Below are 18,367 nucleotides of genomic sequence, written 5' to 3'. Positions count from 1 at the left end.
CTATGACAGGGTCGGTTGCGGCATCGGCGGAAAGCCTCATCTGCGTCATCGACGATGATGCGGAGGTGCGGGGCTCGCTGGAAAGCTTTCTGAGGTCCTGCGGCTATGCCGTGCGCACCTTTGCCAGCCCCGACGCCTTCCTGACCTGCGACGCCGCCGACGCCGCCGCCTGCCTGGTGCTGGATGTCCAGCTGGGTGACGCCAACGGCCTGGATTTCCAGGAGCAGCTGCTGGGCAGCGACAGCCACCTGCCCGTCATCCTGATCAGCGGCCATGGCGACATTCCCATGACGGTGCGCGCCATGAAGGCCGGCGCCGTCACCTTCCTGCCCAAGCCCTTCGAAGAAGACGACATGCTGCGGGCCATAGCCGAAGCGGTGGCCCGCGATCGCGAGCGGCGGGCCAAGCGGAACGAAAGCGCCCTGCTGCGCGCCCGATATGACGGCCTTACGGGGCGCGAGCGCGATGTTATGGGCCTGGTCACCGCCGGCCTGATGAACAAGCAGATCGCGGGCCGGCTGGCGCTAAGCGAGATCACGGTAAAAATCCATCGCGGCAATCTGATGCGCAAGATGGAGGCGGAATCGCTGGCCGACCTGGTGCGCATGGCGGAGGCGTTGGGCGTGCGCGAGGCCGTGTCCCGCTACAACCACGGCTGACACGTCCGGCACCGCTGAAACGTCAGGCGTTCTTCAAGGCGCGATGCAGGTGCCGCACGGCGATACGGGCGCCGATGATGGTGACGTCAGCGCCATGCACGCGTACCTCCACCCTGCATTCCCGCCAGCGCAGCCAGGGGAGCGATGGGGCGGGAGCGAGGCGATAAAGGATCCGCCCGTCCGCGCGTTCCGCCGGCAGATAGTCGATGCTGGCCAGAAGCACGGCGGCCCTGTCCGCGAACAGGCCGGGATAGGCACTGCTGACGCGCCACTGCACCGGCTGCACCTCATAAGGAACGCGCAGGGAGATGGCGATGGCGAGGGCCAGCGTTCCCGCCAGGACGTCGGGCGGGATGGCACCATAGCCCATCAGCCGCGGTAGTCCGATGAACAGGCATAGGCCGGTCGCGGCGGCCGCCAGGGTTCCGGCCCCATAGGAGGCCAGTTGGCGGGGGGACTGGAACAGCAGGATCTGGCGCCAGGCGGGCAGCACGCTATGCATGATGACGCATCCCAAAAGGCCGCCGACGGATCGGGGCGACACGGGGGCCCCTGGATGTCGGCGGCAAGTTTGTGGGAGGGGTAAAGAGGCGCTATCGGCCTCAGGCCGGAAGGATATCCCAGCGGGCCTTGTTGAATTGCCGGATCAGGTTGGGATCCATGTTGGTATGTTGGGCCACCAGTTCCGGCGGGGTACAGGCCAGCCACTGGGCCAGCGAGACCTCCTGGAAGCGGTCGGCCTTGAAGATTTCCAGGAACACCAGATCTTCGGTGCCGGTGTTCTGGACGTAATGGCCGAAGCTTTTCTTCACGTAGCCCAGGTCGCCGGGGCGGAAGTCCGCCGTCTGGGCGCGGGGGCCGGTGTTGAACACCGTCATGCGGCCCTGCCCCTTCAGGTAGTACTGCCACTCGTCGGCGTTGGGGTGCCAGTGCAGTTCCCGCAGGCCACCTGGTTTGATGGTGACCAGGGCGGCGGCGATGGTCTTGCTGACCGGGAAGTTGCGGGTGTCCACCACCTTGACCGAGCCGCCCTTGGTGACGCGGGTGGGCTTCATGGTGCCCATGGAGAAGGTGAACTCGAACTCCGGCTCACCATCCGGCGAGCGCACGGCCTTCTGCACCTCCTCCAGCGGCGGAATGGGATCCTTGGCCTGATAGATCCACAGGTCGTCCACCGGGATGTTCTTGAAGGCGCTCTGCGGCAGGCCGAAATTCTCGGCCAGCACTTCGGGCGGGGTGTGGGCCATCCACTCGGTCAGCAGCAGGGTGTTGAACTCCGACGCGCGGCCGTTGTCGAACACCAGGGTAAATTCGGCCCCGCTGGTGCCGATGCCCTGCAGGGAATGCGGCAGGCCGGGCGGGAAGTACCAGAGATCGCCCTCCTTCACATCACGCACGGCGGGCCGGCCGTCGGCATCGATGACGGTGATGCGGCACTTGCCGTCGGTCATCACCGCCCACTCCGCCTGCTGGTGCCAGTGCAGTTCCCGCACGCCCCCCGGCCCCAGGCGCATGTTCACGCCGGACACCGCCTCGGAAATGGCGAAGTCGGCCTGGGTCACCTCGCGCGCCCAGCCACCGTCCTGGATGCGTTTGTGGGCGTTGTTGAACGAGGCCCAGAACAGGTCCATGCCGGCGACGTCGGTGGCGGGCGGATCCTGGAAGGACGGAAACTGGCTGGCCAGCGCCGGGTTCTGCGGCCCCGGCTCCTGCCCGGCGATGGGGTTGGACAGGTTGACGCGGCCCTGGGCCGGCCGATCGGGATTGCCGAAGGTGGCGGCGCCGGCGGAGTTCGCGGCGGCAGCCGCCGCGGCCACGGCGCCGGCCGCGATGATGTTGCGCCTGGTGAAGTCGGTCATGACGGATACCTCGGGCAAGGCACGGCTGGCCCCTCACCCCGGCTCATACCTGAGGATGATTTTCAAAGAGGGTCGGGGCTGCTGTGATCTTCTGGGACGATTTGCCGCCGGGTGGCCTGCCATTAATTCCAATGACTTGGTCCCGACACACCCAATATGGCTAAGGCACCGGACGATGTGCAGAAATAACAGTTATTATTGGATGCAATGACGGTGTTCGATCTCAATCAACTGCGGACCTTCCTGGCCGTGGCCGACGCGCGGCATTTCACGGCGGCGGGGGCGGCCCTGGGCATCAGCCAGTCCACCGTCAGCCAGCATATCCGCCGGCTGGAGGCCGCCTGCGGCCGGCAATTGTTCGAGCGCGACACCCACACCGTGGTGCTGACGGCCGATGGCACCGTGCTGGCCGAACTGGCGCGCGATATCGTGGGCCTCAGCCGGCAGGCGGCCGATTATTTCACCGACAGCGCACCGCGCGGCCGCGTGCGCCTGGGGGTCTCGGACGACCTGACCCTCACACGCCTGGCCGACCTGCTGCGCGACGTGGGTCGCGCCAATCCGACTTTGAGCGTGGAGCTGACGGTGGGCCTGACCAGCCTGCTGTACCAGAAGCTGGACGCCGGCCGGCTGGACCTGGTGTTCGCCAAGCGCCAGCCGGGCGACGATCGCGGCACGCTGATCCACCGCGAACGTCTGGCCTGGCTGGCCCACCGAGACCTGGCGCTGGGCGCGAACGAAGCCGTGCCCCTGGTGCTCTACCCCAACGCCTCCATCACCAGCACCCTGGCGATGGAGGCCCTGAACGGCGCCCGTCGACCCTGGTTCGTCGCCTGTTCCAGCGAAACGCTGGCCGGCTTGCGCGCGGGTGCGCAGGCGGGCCTGGGCGTGATGGCGCAGTCGCCCCTGCTGATGCGGGCACCGGGATCCGAACTGGTGGAGATCGACGACCGCGCCGCCCTGCCCCCCTTGGGGGAGGTGGAGTTCGTCGTGCTGGGTCGCAGCCGCCGGCTGCAGGGTGCGCCGTCGGCCCTGGCCGACCTGATCATCAGGAAGGGCCCCGGACTTTGGGCCTAGTCAATTGCGTGCGGTGACCCGCAGGCGTCCATCGGCCGCCACCGTCGCTTTCAGCGGCTCATAGTTGGGCACCAGCGGGTGTCTGGTTTCCAGGGGTTGGTGGTGCGTGGCGGTGATGACGGCCACGGCGGCGCCGGCCGCCTCCCCCGCCGTGATACCGGCGGGCGCATCCTCCCACACCAGGCAATCCCGCGGCGCCACTTCCAACTGGCGGGCGGCCAGCAGGAAGGGATCGGGCGCCGGCTTGCCCCGGCTGACATCATCGGCGGTGACCATGACCGGCGGCGGGGTCAGGCCGGCGGCCATGAGGCGCACTTGGGCCAGGGCGCGGGGGGCCGAGGTCACCACCGCCCAGCGCGCGACCGGCAAGTCCGCCACGAAGGCTGGCGCGCCAGGGATGGCTACGGTGCCCGCCACGTCGTCGATCTCGTCCCGCGTCAGCTGGGCCACCTCCGCCTCCACGTCCGTGCCGGGCGGTGCCCAGCGGCGGATGGTCTCCACCGCGCGCACGCCGTGCATGGTTGCCAGCAGGGGTGCCGGGTCCAGACCGTGGCGCAGGGCCCAGCGGGACCATGCCCGGTTGGCGGAGGCGATGCTGTCGATCAGGGTGCCATCCATGTCGAACAGGAAGGCGGCGAAGGTGCGGTCGGCATGGGGAATGGCGGGCATGGGTCCAGCGGCGTGGTCGGGGTGCCGACATCCTGCGATAGGGAGGGCAACCCTGTCGATGCACGCGGACGCAAGGCACCGCCGATGCCGGCGGGCTTGTTTTCTCACATCGGCAGTGGGTTGCCCGGCGACATCCGTTCCCGGCCATGCGGCTTGCCATAGTCCAACGCCGGGCCTACGGGCACGATGCCGGTGGGATTGATGGAGCGGTGGCTTTCGTAATAGTGGCCCTTGATGTGCGTCAGGTTGACCGTCCCGGCCACGCCCGGCAGCTGGTACAGATCGCGCATGTAGGGGGAAAGGTTGGCATAGTCGGCGATGCGGCGGATGTTGCACTTGAAATGGCCGACATAGACGGGGTCGAAGCGCACCAGGGTGGTAAACAGACGAATGTCCGCCTCGGTCACATGGTCGCCGGTCAGGAATCGGCGGCTGGCCAGGCGGTCGTCCAGCCAATCCAGGGTCTCGAACAGGGGGGCGATGGCCTCCTCATAGGCGGCCTGGGTGGTGGCGAAGCCCGCCTTGTAGACGCCGTTGTTGACGGTGTCGTAGATGCGGGCGTTCAGCGCGTCGATCTCCGGCCGCAGCGCCTGGGGATAATAGTCGCCCGGCTTGGCGCCCACCCCGTCGAACGCGCCGTTGAACATGCGGATGATCTCGGAGGACTCGTTGCTCACGATGGTCCGCTGCTGCTTGTCCCACAGTACCGGCACCGTGACCCGGCCGCTGTAGCGTGGATCGGCAGCCTGGTAGACCTGGTACAGCACGCGGGCGTTGTTCACCGTATCGGGCACTGTGCCGGGGCCCTCGGCGAAGGTCCATCCCTCCTCCAGCATGCGCCAATGCACGACGGAGACGCTGATGGCGTCTTCCAGCCCTTTCAGCGTCCGCATGATCAGGGTGCGGTGGGCCCAGGGACAGGCGAGGCTGACATACAGGTGGTAACGGCCGGCTTCCGCCTTGAAGCCCCCGTCCCCGCTGGACCCGGTGGATCCGTCGGCCGTGACCCAGTTGCGGAAGGCGCTGTCCTTGCGCACGAAACGGCCGCCCGTCGACTTGGTCTCATACCAAACGTCGCGCCATTCACCTTCAACCAGCAAACCCATGGTCCGTCTCCTGTGGTCCGGGCCGGCGTTTTGGCGCCGGCCGTCGGATGGTAGATAGCGCCGACGCGAGCCGGGCGGCAGGCCCTTAATTGTGCGGCTATCATTCAGGAAACCGGAACGGTGCGGCGCGGTTCCGGAGCGCCGCTGCCGCGCGCGCGATCTCATCAATGCGCGCCGCAAGGTGGTTGAGGAATCCCGCCTTGATTTCTTGGAGACGCCGCTGGATCGAAGCTTGAATCCCGCTGGAACCATCTATGTTGATGGCCATGCCCAACCCCTGTTTCCGCGGATCAGTAATCAAGTAGGCTTTGGCCGTTGGAAAATATGGCCTTCAGATTAGATCATTGTCAGGCTTCAGTTTGACCAAGAATCAATCGGGTCGGAGCCATACACCGTAAATCACGTGCCACCATGGAAATGTAATTATTCGCACCCGGGGTGCGAATGGCGCCGGGTGGCGGGATTTGGCTGGGGGACGTCATGGACAAGGCGCAGATACTTCCGCTGATTCTATCGGGAGGCTCCGGAACGCGGTTGTGGCCGCTGTCGCGCGAACTCTACCCCAAGCAGTTCCTGCCCCTGACCGGCGAGGTGTCGCTGTTGCAGCAGACCCTGCGCCGCTGCCACCAGGCGGGCTTGGGGGCCGCCATGATCATCGCCAGCCATGAGCACCGCTTCGTGGTGGCGGAGCAGGCGCGCGCCATCGACCTGCGACTGGACAGCCTGTTCCTGGAGCCGCTGGCCCGCAACACGGCGCCGGCTATCGCCGCCGCTGCCGTGGTCGCCGCCGCCACCCGGCCCGACCGGCTGATGCTGGTCCTGCCGGCCGACCATTCCATCATGGATGAGGCCGCCTGGCGTGCGGCGCTGGACATCGCCATCCCGGCGGCGGTCGATGGCGCCTTCGTCACCTTCGGCATCGAGGCGACGCGCGCGGAGACGGGCTATGGCTACATCCGCAAGGGTGACGGATTGGCGGGGTGCGCCGGCGGCTTCCGGGTCGCGGAGTTCGTGGAAAAGCCGGATCGCGTCACGGCGGAGCGCTACCTGGCCGGCGGCCAGCACCTGTGGAACAGCGGCATGTTCCTGTTCCGCGCCGACCGCCTGGTGGAGGAACTGGGCCGGTTCGAGCCCAAGCTGATCGAGGCGGTGCGCGCGGCGGTGGAGCGCCGCGCCGGTGATCTGGACTTCCAGCGCCTGGACGCCGACAGCTTCGCCAAGGCGCCTTCCATCTCCATCGACGACGCCCTGTTCGCCCGAACGGCCCATGCCGCGGTGGTGCCCTGCAGCATCGGGTGGAGCGACGTCGGCTCCTGGAAATCCCTGCTGGACGTGCTGCCCGTGGACGACAAGGGCAATTTCCTGCACGGCGACGTGGTGCTGGAGGATACCACGGGCAGTTATGTCCGCACCGACGGCATCCTGACCACCGTGCTGGGCATGGACAACGTCATCGTCGTCACGACGCCGGACGCCGTGCTGGTGGCCAACAAGGATCGCATGGATGGCCTGAAGGGCATTGTCGCCACCCTGAAGAAGGGCAACCGGCGCGAGGCGCTGGCCCGTCCCCGCGTCTACCGCCCCTGGGGCTACTACCAGACCCTGCATGAGGGGGAGCGTTTCCAGGTGAAGCGCCTGACGGTGAAGCCGGGGCACAAGTTGTCCTTGCAGAAGCATTTCCACCGGGCGGAGCACTGGGTGGTGGTCAACGGCACCGCCACCGTCACCCGCGACGGCGAAACCCACATCGTGCGGGAAAACGAGTCCATTTACCTGCCGCTGGGCTGCACCCACCGGCTGGAGAACGCCGGCAAAATTCCGCTGAACCTGATCGAGGTTCAGTCCGGCCCCTACCTGGGGGAGGACGACATCGTCCGCCTGGAAGACAGTTACGGCCGCGTCTGACGGCCGAGGCGGCCATGCAGGAACCAAGCGCAGGCGCCCCTCTCAGCGCTGGGCGGCTTCGGTCCCATCCGGCGCCACCGCGCGGATGACGGCCCGGGTATCTCGGCCGGCTTGGCGCATGCGGTCGGCCACCAGGCCGGCCAGCTTGGCCTGCTCCGCCGCCGGGGCCTGGCTTGACAGCGCATAAAGGTCGGCGTCCTTGCCATCCAGGTTGGTGGCGGCATCCGAGACGTAGCGGGCGGGGAAACTGCGCTCCACCTGGGCGTCCAGCGCGTCGGCTGCGGCCACTGACTGCACGCTGCTGACATCACGCAGGGTGGTGGGCTGCAGCCGCTGCACCGCCGCGTCGCCGCTGGTGTCGCGCAGCGCCGCCAGCAGCGGGTCAGCCTTGTCGCCCCGGGCCAAAGCGGCCGTCATGCGGTTCTTCTGGTAGTTCTCCAGCGCCGTGTGGCGGTTGGTGACGCGGTTCAGGGCCGCGACCCTGGGCCCATGCACCCCCACCTTGTCCAGCACGCTGGTCCATAGCATGGAAATCGTGCCGACCCCCGGCAGGACGCGGGCGTGGTAGGGCTGCGCCATGTCCTGGACATAGTGGGCGGCCCAGCCGGCGAAGCGCCAGCCCCAGTAGGGGTGGCCCTTGGCGAAGGCGAAGCGCGACAGGGTCATGTACAAATGGACCCGCGCCTCCGGGTAGGTGTGCTGAAGAAAGGGGGCGGCCTTATAGAGGATGCCGGCCTCGTGATAGAATCCCATGTGGAAGGGCGCTTGGCTGCCATAGTCCAGCAGCGGATTGCCGAAGGGCTGAGGACCGAAATTGTAGAGCGCACCCTGCTTCTGGCCATTGTCCTGGAACAGGCCGATATCCAGGCCGAAATCGGGCTCGTCGGTGGCGGTGGCGACCACATCGGCCACGCCCAGCACCTCCCCCTCCTCCACCCGCTCCATCCGCTTTTGGTCGACGTCGCCGGCGTCCTTCAGGATACTGAGCGCCGGCCACGTCATCTCCCGGCCCGCCGCCGCGACGGTGCCAGGCTGGCGCTGCACATAGAGCGCGAAGGGCACGTCCTCGTTGACGCGGATGGCATGGACGAAGGCCTGCTTCAGCGCCGCCGGCCCCGCCCCGTCCGCCGCCTTGAACGCCAGGCTGTCCGGCCGGGGCGCGTAAAACGGCACGTTGGTTCGCGCCCACTGCTCCTCCTCCTCCAACACCTTGGGCAAGGCCGCCGCCTCCTTGGCCAGGAAGGTGGTCAGCGCCTCGGCCGGCACGCTACGGCCGGCCACCTGCGGCATCGCCTCCACCGCGTCCCAGGTGCACAGGGCGTGGCCGCTCCATGCCCATGCCGCCGGCTGGGCGGCGAAGAAGAAGGCGGCCGTGAGGCGCAGGCAGCGGCGGACGGAGCGGAGGTAGCGCATCTAAGACCCTGTTTTCTTGGAACATCAAGGATGGTGGGACCATACCCGGGTTCAGAGTCATTTCCGCGACATCGCGCTTCAAGTTTCCGGGCCTGATGCGCAACCCCACACCGAATTCAAGATTGAAGCGGTGACTCTTGTCGAAGAGGGGGCGTCAGCGCGGCCCAGGCGGCCTCCCATCGGTCTCACTCCTGGCCCCTTCCTCGACGAGCCAATCTCTGAATGCAGCGATCATTGGATCATCGAAGTCCTGTGGTCGACAGACCGCATAGTAGGCCAGCGGTGATTCCAGCGTCGGCCCAAAGGGACGCACCAGGCGCCCCTCAACCAAATCCTGGGTAACAAGAGTGGTCCGGCCCAGCGCGACACCGCCCCCGTCAACTGCGAGGCGGTAGGCTGCGGTGGAATCATTGACCCGCAAACCTCGCGAGGTGTCGGGTGCCTTGCGCCCAATATTCTCGAACCAGTCGCGCCAGGTTCTGAAATCAGGCAACAACGCCAGGGACACGTCATGGATGAGCCGAAAATGTGCCAGGTCTTCGGGCGATCGCAGTGGATGGACGCCATCCATCAGGCCCGGACTGCATACCGGGAAAAAGGAATCGCGCGTAATATATGTCGCCGACAGGCCCTGCCAATTTCCGGCGCCGTAGCGTAGACCGACGTCGATATCGCCCTTCGAGAAATCGCTGAGATTCGTATTCATGTCGATGAGCAATTCGCACGCCGGATACCGGCGGCGGAAACCGTCGAGCCGGGGCATGAGCCATCTGTCGCCGAAGGCGAAGGATACGGTAACGGTCAGGCCTTTGCGTCTGCGCCCGCCCGCCGCGCGGAGCCGAGCCATCCCGCTTGCCAGATGCTCGAATCCGGCGCGCAACTCCGGTAGCGCAGCCTGAGCGGCCTCTGTCAGGACAAGCCTGGCCGCGCCCGATTGTGAGCGATGGAACAGCTCGAACCCGATGACCTGCTCAAGGCGCCGCACGAGCTGACCGACAGCTGCCGGCGTCACGTTCAGCTCGTCGGCAGCCATGGCGAAGCTCAGGTGCCGGGCCGCCGCTTCGAAGGCGCGAAGCGCGTTGAGATGCTCTGGGGCTCGCATGCCGCTAAAGATATTCTATTGCGCGAGCCTAGAACATCTCATTTGTCGGGCAGGCCCTCGAAAAGCGATACATCTTCTTACGGAACGCGCGCTCCGACTTCGTAACACATTCGAAAGTCTGGAGAATTCCAATGTCCAAGTTCAATGGCAAAATTGCACTCGTCACCGGGGGCACGTCCGGCATCGGTCTCGCCACAGTTTCTCTTCTCCGCGCAGAGGGTGCCGAGGTCATCGCCGTCGGTACCAATCCTGAGCGTCTGGCAGCGGCCCGAAAGATCGTCGGCGATAATGGCCTCGTCCTCGCGGCCGATCTGCGGAAGCAGGCCGATATCGACGGCGTGATCGAGGCGGTGTCCCGGAGGTACGGCAAGCTCGATATCGTTCATGCCAATGCCGGTCTCGGCCTGGCGGCGCCGCTGGAAGCGGTCACCGAAGAGCAGATCGATGAGCAGTTCGACGTCAATTTCAAAGGCCTTTTCTTCACCATCCAGAAGGCGGCTCCCCTGTTGGTGGAGGGCGGCAGCATCGTTCTCACGACCTCATGGCTGAACGCAGTCGGCACCCCAGGCCTGTCGATCCTCTCGGCGACCAAGGCCGCCGTGCGCTCCTTGACCCGGTCGCTCGCCGCCGAATTCGCCCCGCGCGGCATTCGCGTCAATGCCGTCAGCCCAGGTCCTATCGCCACGCCGTTCGTCAGCAAGGTCGGTCTCGACGAAGCTACGGTGAAGGCCTTCGCCGATGCCATCGTTACCAAGGTTCCGCTGCATCGCTTCGGCGGCGCCGAAGAAGTCGCTCGGGCGGTCCTGTTCCTCGCTGGTTCGGATAGCGCCTATGTCACCGGCACCGAAGTGGTCGTTGATGGTGGTCTATCGCAAATCTAGGACGAACTAAGGTCCCGGGGGCGGCCCATGGCCGCCCCGGCCCCATCAAACGGAGCCGATAATAATGGCTTCCCCCGAAAACATGCCCAAACGGATATCGTTGACCCGGCGCACCACACTCGGCGCAAAGCCATATCGGCGACGAAGAGCCCCGCTTCGCCGCCGACACTGGCAATGTCAGCGAATAACTCGCTTGGCAGTTGAGCTTGGTTCCGACCTTACGCCGCCGTCTCCGGCTGCTTGCCCCGCTGCTTCACCAACTGGTCCAGGCCGCCCTGGGCCATCAGCAGGCTGATCAGGGCGTCCACCAGGGTGCCATGGCCTGCCTCGCCGCCACCCATGGCCACGGTGGGCACTAGCGGCACCTTGGCCTGGGTGATGGCGCCGCTCAGCATGGCGGCCACCTCCTTGGACAGGGCCATCTCCGCACCACCGAAGGCATCGACCTGGGCCTTGGCCGCCTGAGCGTTGGCGTCGCCGATGGCGGCCACGCGGTCGGCCTCGGCGCGGCCCTCGGTGCGGGTGCGCATGGCGGTCGCCTCGGCCATCACCTTGGTCGCCTCCGCCTCCTGCGTCTTGCGGGCCAGTTCGGCGCGGCCGTGGTTCTGCGCCACCTCGATGGACACCGACGACTTGGTCAGGTCGCCCTGCGCCGCCGCCCGGGCCTCGGCCGCGCGCAGCTCCAGTTCCTTGGCGGCCGCCACCTGCTGGCTTTCATAGGTCTCCACCTTCTCCCGGGCGACCTGGCGGGCGCGCAGCTGTTCAAAGATGGTGTCGATGTGGGTGTCGCCCTTGGCCGCGCGGGGCGTGCCGATCATGACCTCCTTCACGTTCAGGCGGTATTTGGCGAAGCGCCCGGTCATGGCGGCCAGGGCCTCGCGCTGCACCTCGGCCCGCTGGTTCACCAGCTCGATCAGGGTGCGGCTTTGCGCGGCGTCCTTGAACCAGGCGCTGACCATGGGGTCCAGGGTCTGCTCCACCAGTTTCTTGATGTCCGCGAACTGCTGCACTACCCAGGGGGCGTCGTCGTAACCGATGTGCACGACGATGGACAGGGGCAGCACCGGTTCGAACGCGTCCTTGGTGATGAGCTTGATCTCCGCCAAATTGTCGTCGAAGCCGTGGGCCTCGCTGCGCCCTTCGATCCAGCGCAGGACGAAGTTGGTGGTCGGCACCGTGCTGACCTTCACGGCATAGGGGTTGATGGCGTACTTGCCGGGGTGCAGGGCCGTTTGCCAGACGCCGCGCTGGCCCTGCTGCACCAGCTCGCCATGTTTATGATCCGTGCCCGACACGTCGGTGCCGCGCGGGCCGGTGAAGCTGACCACCACGCCGACATTGCCGATTTCCACCTGGGTCTTGGGTCGCACCTCGATGGTGGCGAACAGACGGTTGATGTAGTAGGTGCCCTCCACCAGCACCTGTTCCTGCCGGCCCCGGCGGCCGCCAGCGGCCAGGAAGGTCTCCGGATCCTGGAAGGAATTGTGGAAGGTGGCGCCGTCGGCGGCATGGGTGCCCACCGTGGGGGCGATGATTTCACCATGGTCCAGGGCGGGGCCGTCATGGACGGTGACCACGCCCACCGCGTCCTCATGGTCGCGGATGATCAGGGGGCGGAAGCCGTTACGCTCCTCGATCATCTCGCGCATGGTCTCCACGGCGCGCGCATCGCTGGCATCGCCCAGCACCACGGCGTGGGTGGCCGATTCCGTGAAGACGATGAACTGCGCCGTGTTGATGGCATAGACGCCCTCACGCAGGATGCGACGCTGGGGGCCGCGCTGGCCGCCTTGGCTCACGAAGGCGCGGGCGTTCTCCACCCCCACCCCCGCTGGCCAGCGGGCCAGCGCCTGGGCGTTGGGCAGGGCCTGGCCGCCGCGGGCGAAGATGTAGGCCAGGCTGCCCTGGGGTACCGTCACCAGGTTGGCGCGGTGCACGCGGTATTGCAGCGGCATGAAGAAATGAAAACCGCCGCGCAACGTTTCCGGCCGGAAGCCGGCCTCGCCCGCCAGCGCCAGGAAGCCCTCTTCAACCGAGCCGCCCAGTGCCCAGAGCTTCTCCACGATGCCTACGGCATCGTTGCGGATGTAGACGATGGTACCGGTAAGAAACGCCAGGATGAGCACGCCCAGGACGCCGCCCACCAGATAAAGCGTGGTGAGCGCCCAGGAAGGGAACTCCAGCATGGAAGCCTCGTTCAACGGATCAGGTCGTAGGCGCCCGGTCCGGATCCGTGACGGAATCCGGGCGCAGTACCGCCGTTGCCGACGCCCAAACATAGGGGCATTCCGGCAGGCGGAATAAGGGGAACTGGGGATGTGTCAGGAGGCCGCCGGTGTCAGGGGCGGCGCTGGCTCAAACCGATGTCGATGAAGCCTTAGACACGAGAGCCGATCGCGGCGTGGAAAGGCCGCAGGCGGGAGGGACAGGAACCGGAACGCCGCATTCTTGGGCACCCGAACCGTTTGTCGATGGCAGGGATTTTACCATGACGGCGGTGTGACACAACGCACACTCGCAATGCGGGCATTTTTGCCCAGCACCGCGCGCCGCGCATACCGGTTGCCATGGACAAGGCGGGTGATTGGAGTCCGCCAGGCTGATGGCCGTTGATCCATATCGAAAACAGAGTATTTTGATATGCGCAAGGTATAACTTGCCTCAATATTAGATATTATGATCGAACGATCGTAAAATACTATCAGGCGCATGCAATAAAGATATAAATATAGCGTCTAGAATTGACCCTGCATCCCGATCAGGTGCGATCGAATACAGATGAAGGGTCTCTTAAATGTTCAAGCAAACGCGGACGTCCCCGCATGGGCGAGCCGGCGTGTTCCTGCTCACCGCCGCCTGTGGCCTCATGGCCGGCCTGCCCGCCCATGCCGCCGAAAGCGCTTCCCAAGAAGTCCAGCTCCTGCGCGCCCAGCTGGAAGCGCAGATGAAGGTCAGCCAGGCCATCCAGGCTCGATTGGAAGCGCTCGAGGCGCGCGAGGCCGCCGACGCCAAGGCGCAGGCGGAAACCAAGATCCAGGCGGAACAGGTCGCGGCGCAAGCGGCCACCCAGGCCAAGACCATCGCCAAGCTGGAGGCCAGCAGCGGCGATAACGGCAGCTTCACCATGGCCGGCGGCCGCCCCACCTTCACCGCCTTCGGCGGCAAGGGTACGCTGCAGATCGGCTTGCAGGCGCAGTTCGATGCGGCAGCCTATTTCGAGGACAACGCCAGCGTGAAGCGATCGGGCGTGGATCTGGGCGATGGCGTCAACGCCCGCCGCATCCGCATTCCCTTCGTTTTTCGCTATGGCGATGTCACGGCGACGGTCACGCCCGACTTCGGCGGGTCGCCGGACGGCCGCCAGAACACCCAGTATCTGTATGAGGCCAACCTGGCTTACACGCCCTTCAAGGGATTCACGGCGGCGCTGGGGTACTTGCAGCCCAACATCAGCCTGCAGGACGCGCCCAGTTCCAACGACTTCATGTTCATGGAACGCCCGGCCATCATGGATGTGGAGCGCAACATCGCCGCCGGCGACGCCCGCGCCGCCGTGGGTGCCCGTTATTACCAGGACCGCTTCTTCGTCTCCGGCTTCCTGACAGGCCAGGCGTATGGCGGCCAGTCCACCACCACCGCGACCTCATCCGTCGGCGCCACCGGATCGGTCACCACCGCCATCTCCACCACCCAGCCCTCCAACGGGCAGCAGACGGGTGCCGTGATGCGCGTGGCGGGCCGCCCGGTCTACGGCGAGGACTACGACGTCCACCTGGGCTTCAGCGGGTCCAAGGTGTTCAGCATGAACCAGAACGACAGCAACCGGCTGGCGCAGAACCTGGCCCTGTCGGTTCAGCCGGAATTGAGGGTGGACACCAGCAAGCTGATCAACACCGGTTCCATGCCGGCGACGGGCGTCTACACCTGGAACCCCGAAGTGGGCCTGCGCTACCAGAATTTCCTGGTCCAGGCGGAGTATGTTGAGATCGGTGTGAACCGCCAGCATCAGGCCGGGGCCGGCCTGGGCGGTGCCACCCAGACACCCGACCTCACCTTCCATGGCGCCTATGTGGACGCGTCCTGGGTGCTGACGGGTGAGCCGCGCCTGTACCAGTCGGCCCGCGGCGGCTTCGGCGGGCTCAAGGTTGCCCACCCGTTCAATCCCGAAACGGGTGACTGGGGCGCGTTCGAGGTGGCGGCGCGCTACAGCGATATCAACCTGAACAGCCATGTCCAGCGCTTTCTGGCCCAGTCGGTGACCGGCGGCGTGGCGGGCGGTCAGCAGGATGTCATCCAGTTGGGGCTGAACTGGTATCCCAATGATCACCTGAAGTTCATGGCCGACTACCAGATCGTGGACGTCAGCAAGCTCAGCGGTGCCACGCTGCAGAACCAAGCCGGCCTGCGCTACCAGGCCGTGGGCTTCCGCGCCCAGGTCGCCTACTAAGGCGGCACCTCAGGACGGTCTGGTGCCGGGTGGTCAGGCCATCTCCAGCACCAGGCCGTCATAGGCCGGTTCCACTCCCTGGGGCAGTGTCGCCATCAGGGTGCGGTAGTCCATCTGGTGGTTCATGTGGGTGAGGTAGGCGCGCCGGGGCTTCAGCCGGTCTATCCAACTGAGCGCCAGGTCCAGGTGGGCGTGTACCGGGTGGGGTTCGATGCGCGTGGCGTCCACGATCCAGGTGTCCACGCCCGCCAGCACGCTCCAGGCCCTCTCATCCAGGTGCACTACATCCGTGGAATAGGCGAAGTCGCCGATACGGAATCCCAGGCTGGGGAAGCGGCCGTGGTCCTGGTGGAAGGGAATGAAATCCAGGTCACCGATGCTGAAGGGGCCGGTAATGGTGTGTGGCACCAGGCAGGGGCGCGGGAACCAATCCGGCCTGTCCTGCGGCTTGAAGCAATAGTCGAACCGCTCCTGCAACTGGCCCAGATTGACTGTATCCGCGTAAATGGGCAGCGGCCGGCTATTCATCCAGTTGACCTGGCGCAGGTCGTCGATGCCGTGGGCGTGGTCGGCGTGCGCGTGGGTGTAAACCACGGCGTCGATACGGGTGACCTGCGCGTCGAGCAACTGCTCCCGCATTTCCGGACCGGTGTCGATCAGCACGCTGGTGCTGTCCGTCTCCACCAGGATGGACGCGCGGCGGCGACGGTTGCGCGGCTCATTGGGGTCGCAGTCGCCCCAGACGTTGCCGATCATGGGCACGCCGCCGGACCCGCCGCAGCCCAGGATACGCACCCGCATGCCGTTCCTCACGCCGGGAACCCCGCGACGAGGGTGCCGCACTCGGCGGGGGGGATGCGGTCGAACAGCGTCAGCATGGTGGCGGTGGTGGCCCGGGCCAGGTCCGCCGGATCCATACCCTTCACCTCCGCCAGCAGGCGGGCGGTATGGGCCACGAACGACGGCTCGTTGGTCTTGCCGCGCATGGGCACCGGCGCCAGGAAGGGTGCATCGGTTTCCACCAGCATGCGGTCCAGCGGAACTTCCTTGGCGAATTCCCGCAGTTCGTCCGACTTCTTGAAGGTGACGATGCCGCTGAAGGAGATGTGCAGGCCCATCTCCAGCGCCTGGCGGCCCAATTCGGGGCTGGAGCTGAAGCAGTGCAGCAGGCCGCGCAGCTTGCCCTCGGCCCCGCCCTCCTCCCGCAGGATGCGGATCATGTCCTCATCCGCGTCGCGGGTGTGGATGATGACCGGCAGGCCGGTTTCGCGCGCCACGGTCAGGTGGGCGCGGAAGCTGGCCTCCTGCACCTCTTGCGGGCTCTTGTTGTAGTAATAGTCCAGGCCCGTCTCGCCTAGGCCGACGACCTTGGGGTACGCCGCCAGCTCACGCAGCCTCTCGACGGTGCACAGCTCCTGCTCTTCCAGGGCCTGGTGGGGATGGACGCCCACGGTGCACCAGACGTCGGGATAGGCCTGCGCCACCGCATGCACCTGGGGAAAGCGGCTGAGATGGGTGCAGATGGTCAGCATGGCGCCGACCCCGGCCGCCCGCGCCCGCTCCACCACTGCGTCGCGCTGTTCGGCGAAGTCGGGGAAGTCCAGGTGACAGTGGCTGTCGATCAGGAAGGGCTTCTGGATCAGACCGTCCGGCATCAGGCGGCCCCCTCCGTCTCCTCGACGTGGCGAGGGAACACGCCCTGCGGCGGCGGCAGCGGCGTGCCGGGCACCAGCGCCTGGTCAAGGTGGGCGAAGTCGCGGGCGTCCACCGGCACGGCCAGCAGATCCAGCACCTTGGCCATGGAACCGGGCATGAAGGGCTGGGTCAGGATGGCGACGTGGCGCACGGCCTCCGCCAATACGTACAGCACCGTGGCCATGCGCGCCGGATCCGTCTTCTTCAGCGCCCAGGGGGCCTGTTCGTCGATGTAGCGGTTGGCGTCGCCCACCACCACCCACAGGGCGTCCAGCGCCTTGTGGAAGGCCTGGATGTCCAGCTCCGCCCGCATGGTGGGCAGCAGGCCGCGCGCTGCGGCCAGCAAGGCGTGGTCCGCCTCGGTGAATTCACCGGGCGTGGGCACCACGGCGCCGCAGTTCTTCTGGATGATGGACAGGAAGCGTTGCGCCAAGTTGCCGTAGCCGTTGGCCAGCTCGCTGTTGATGCGGGTGACCATGGCGCGGCGCGAGAAGTCGCCGTCGTTGCCGAAGGGAATCTCGCGCATCAGGAAATAACGGGTCTGGTCCAGGCCATACTTTTCCAGCAGCTCGGACGGCGCCACCACGTTGCCCAGCGACTTGGACATCTTCTCGCCCTCCACCGTCCACCAGCCGTGGGCGAACACGCGGCGCGGCGGCTGCAGGCCGGCGGACATCAGGAAGGCCGGCCAATAGACGGCGTGGAAGCGCAGGATGTCCTTGCCAACCACATGCAGGGCCGGCCAGTAGCGGGCGTACGGCGTGCCCTCCCCCGTCTCGGGATAGCCGATGGCGGTGGTGTAGTTGGCCAGGGCGTCCAGCCAGACATACATGATGTGCTTCTCATCGCCCGGGACCGGAATGCCCCAGTCGAAGGTGGTGCGGCTGACCGACAGATCCTTCAGGCCGCCCTTCACGAAGCTCATGACCTCGTTGCGCTTGCCGGCGGGCAGGATGAAGTCCGGGTTGGCCTCATAGAAGGCGATCAGGCGGTCGGTCCAGGCGCTGAGGCGGAAGAAGTAGCTGGGCTCCTCCACCCATTCGCACTCGGCGCCGGTGGGCGCGAACTTGCGGCCGTCGGCCTCGGTGCGCAGCTCATCCTCGCCGTAATAGGCCTCATCGCGGACGGAGTACCAGCCGGCGTAAGAGCCGAGGTAGATGTCGCCGCTGTCCACCAGCTTCTGCCACAGCGCCTGCACGGACTTGATGTGCCGCGGCTCGGTCGTGCGGATGAAATCGTCGTTGGAGATATTCAGCAGGCCCGTCAGGTCGCGGAAGTTCTGCGACACGCGGTCGGTGAAGGCCTGCGGGTCGACGCCGGCCTTCTCGGCCGACTTCTCCACCTTCTGCCCGTGCTCGTCCGTGCCGGTCAGGAACTTGACGTCATAGCCGTCCAGGCGCTTGAAGCGGGCCATCACGTCGCAGGCGATCGTCGTGTAGGCGTGGCCGATGTGCGGCACGTCGTTCACGTAGTAGATCGGCGTGGTGATGTAGAAGGGCGGGCGCCCGGACATGGCAACTCTCCGGCTAACAGGCTGTCGGTTTATTATTTAGG

The 18,367-nt window shown here is 66.3% G+C and carries 16 protein-coding genes; 5 read left to right on the top strand and 11 right to left on the bottom strand.

Annotation, left to right across the window (positions count from 1 at the left end; all coding sequences use genetic code 11):
• Positions 1–2: 2 nt before the first annotated feature.
• Positions 3–659, top strand: coding sequence for a response regulator transcription factor (locus FBZ87_RS08975; protein ID WP_145610010.1), 657 nt, complete (start codon positions 3–5; stop codon positions 657–659).
• A gap of 22 nt (positions 660–681) precedes the next feature.
• Here FBZ87_RS08975 and FBZ87_RS08970 read toward each other — a convergent pair whose 3' ends face one another.
• Together FBZ87_RS08970 and FBZ87_RS08965 are read right to left on the bottom strand one after the other, a co-directional pair.
• Positions 682–1,161, bottom strand: coding sequence for a hypothetical protein (locus FBZ87_RS08970; RefSeq protein WP_145610009.1), 480 nt, complete (start codon positions 1,159–1,161; stop codon positions 682–684).
• Positions 1,162–1,261: 100 nt separating this feature from the next.
• Positions 1,262–2,518, bottom strand: a complete 1,257-nt coding sequence (locus FBZ87_RS08965) for a cupin domain-containing protein (RefSeq protein WP_145610008.1) — start codon at positions 2,516–2,518, stop codon at positions 1,262–1,264.
• Between the two features lie 213 nt (positions 2,519–2,731).
• Between FBZ87_RS08965 and FBZ87_RS08960 the strand changes: the two genes are divergently transcribed.
• Positions 2,732–3,595: a LysR family transcriptional regulator gene (locus tag FBZ87_RS08960; RefSeq protein ID WP_186454707.1), complete on the top strand. Its 864-nt coding sequence runs from the start codon at positions 2,732–2,734 to the stop codon at positions 3,593–3,595.
• On the opposite strand, the gene FBZ87_RS08955 is transcribed toward FBZ87_RS08960, so the two are convergent.
• The 3 genes from FBZ87_RS08955 to FBZ87_RS29140 form a co-directional block, all read right to left on the bottom strand.
• Positions 3,596–4,264, bottom strand: coding sequence for an HAD-IA family hydrolase (locus tag FBZ87_RS08955; RefSeq protein WP_145610006.1), 669 nt, complete (start codon positions 4,262–4,264; stop codon positions 3,596–3,598).
• 104 nt (positions 4,265–4,368) lie between these two features.
• Positions 4,369–5,370, bottom strand: a complete 1,002-nt coding sequence (locus FBZ87_RS08950) for a glutathione S-transferase family protein (protein ID WP_145610005.1) — start codon at positions 5,368–5,370, stop codon at positions 4,369–4,371.
• A 100-nt stretch (positions 5,371–5,470) separates the two neighbouring features.
• A complete protein-coding gene (locus FBZ87_RS29140) occupies positions 5,471–5,638 on the bottom strand; it encodes a hypothetical protein (protein WP_186454665.1) in 168 nt (55 codons plus the stop codon).
• 212 nt (positions 5,639–5,850) lie between these two features.
• Between FBZ87_RS29140 and FBZ87_RS08945 the strand changes: the two genes are divergently transcribed.
• A complete protein-coding gene (locus tag FBZ87_RS08945) occupies positions 5,851–7,275 on the top strand; it encodes a mannose-1-phosphate guanylyltransferase/mannose-6-phosphate isomerase (protein WP_246134310.1) in 1,425 nt (474 codons plus the stop codon).
• Between the two features lie 42 nt (positions 7,276–7,317).
• On the opposite strand, the gene FBZ87_RS08940 is transcribed toward FBZ87_RS08945, so the two are convergent.
• Positions 7,318–8,688, bottom strand: coding sequence for a phospholipase (locus tag FBZ87_RS08940; RefSeq protein ID WP_145610003.1), 1,371 nt, complete (start codon positions 8,686–8,688; stop codon positions 7,318–7,320).
• Positions 8,689–8,842: 154 nt separating this feature from the next.
• Positions 8,843–9,790, bottom strand: a complete 948-nt coding sequence (locus tag FBZ87_RS08935) for a LysR substrate-binding domain-containing protein (protein WP_145610002.1) — start codon at positions 9,788–9,790, stop codon at positions 8,843–8,845.
• A gap of 131 nt (positions 9,791–9,921) precedes the next feature.
• On the opposite strand from FBZ87_RS08935, the gene FBZ87_RS08930 reads away from it, so the two are divergent.
• Complete coding sequence (locus tag FBZ87_RS08930; RefSeq protein WP_145610001.1) at positions 9,922–10,671, top strand: SDR family oxidoreductase; 750 nt, start codon at positions 9,922–9,924, stop codon at positions 10,669–10,671.
• Between the two features lie 218 nt (positions 10,672–10,889).
• Here the strand turns inward: FBZ87_RS08930 and FBZ87_RS08925 are convergent, their stop codons facing one another.
• Positions 10,890–12,857: an SPFH domain-containing protein gene (locus FBZ87_RS08925; RefSeq protein WP_145610000.1), complete on the bottom strand. Its 1,968-nt coding sequence runs from the start codon at positions 12,855–12,857 to the stop codon at positions 10,890–10,892.
• 650 nt (positions 12,858–13,507) lie between these two features.
• Between FBZ87_RS08925 and FBZ87_RS08920 the strand changes: the two genes are divergently transcribed.
• Complete coding sequence (locus FBZ87_RS08920) at positions 13,508–15,118, top strand: OprO/OprP family phosphate-selective porin (protein WP_145609999.1); 1,611 nt, start codon at positions 13,508–13,510, stop codon at positions 15,116–15,118.
• A gap of 33 nt (positions 15,119–15,151) precedes the next feature.
• On the opposite strand, the gene FBZ87_RS08915 is transcribed toward FBZ87_RS08920, so the two are convergent.
• From FBZ87_RS08915 to metG, 3 genes are read right to left on the bottom strand one after another with little or no spacing between them, the layout of a single operon-like run.
• Positions 15,152–15,919, bottom strand: coding sequence for an MBL fold metallo-hydrolase (locus FBZ87_RS08915; RefSeq protein ID WP_145609998.1), 768 nt, complete (start codon positions 15,917–15,919; stop codon positions 15,152–15,154).
• 8 nt (positions 15,920–15,927) lie between these two features.
• Entirely contained in the window at positions 15,928–16,773 is an 846-nt protein-coding gene (locus tag FBZ87_RS08910) for a TatD family hydrolase (RefSeq protein ID WP_145609997.1), read from the bottom strand.
• Positions 16,773–18,326: a methionine--tRNA ligase gene (gene metG, locus FBZ87_RS08905; RefSeq protein WP_145609996.1), complete on the bottom strand. Its 1,554-nt coding sequence runs from the start codon at positions 18,324–18,326 to the stop codon at positions 16,773–16,775. Before metG ends, FBZ87_RS08910 begins: the two co-directional genes overlap by 1 nt.
• Between the last annotated feature and the right edge of the window lie 41 nt (positions 18,327–18,367).

Origin of the sequence: Nitrospirillum amazonense, assembly GCF_007828035.1 — a bacterium.
Taxonomy (GTDB): domain Bacteria; phylum Pseudomonadota; class Alphaproteobacteria; order Azospirillales; family Azospirillaceae; genus Nitrospirillum; species Nitrospirillum amazonense.
This window is presented reverse-complemented; position numbering and strand designations above follow the sequence as displayed.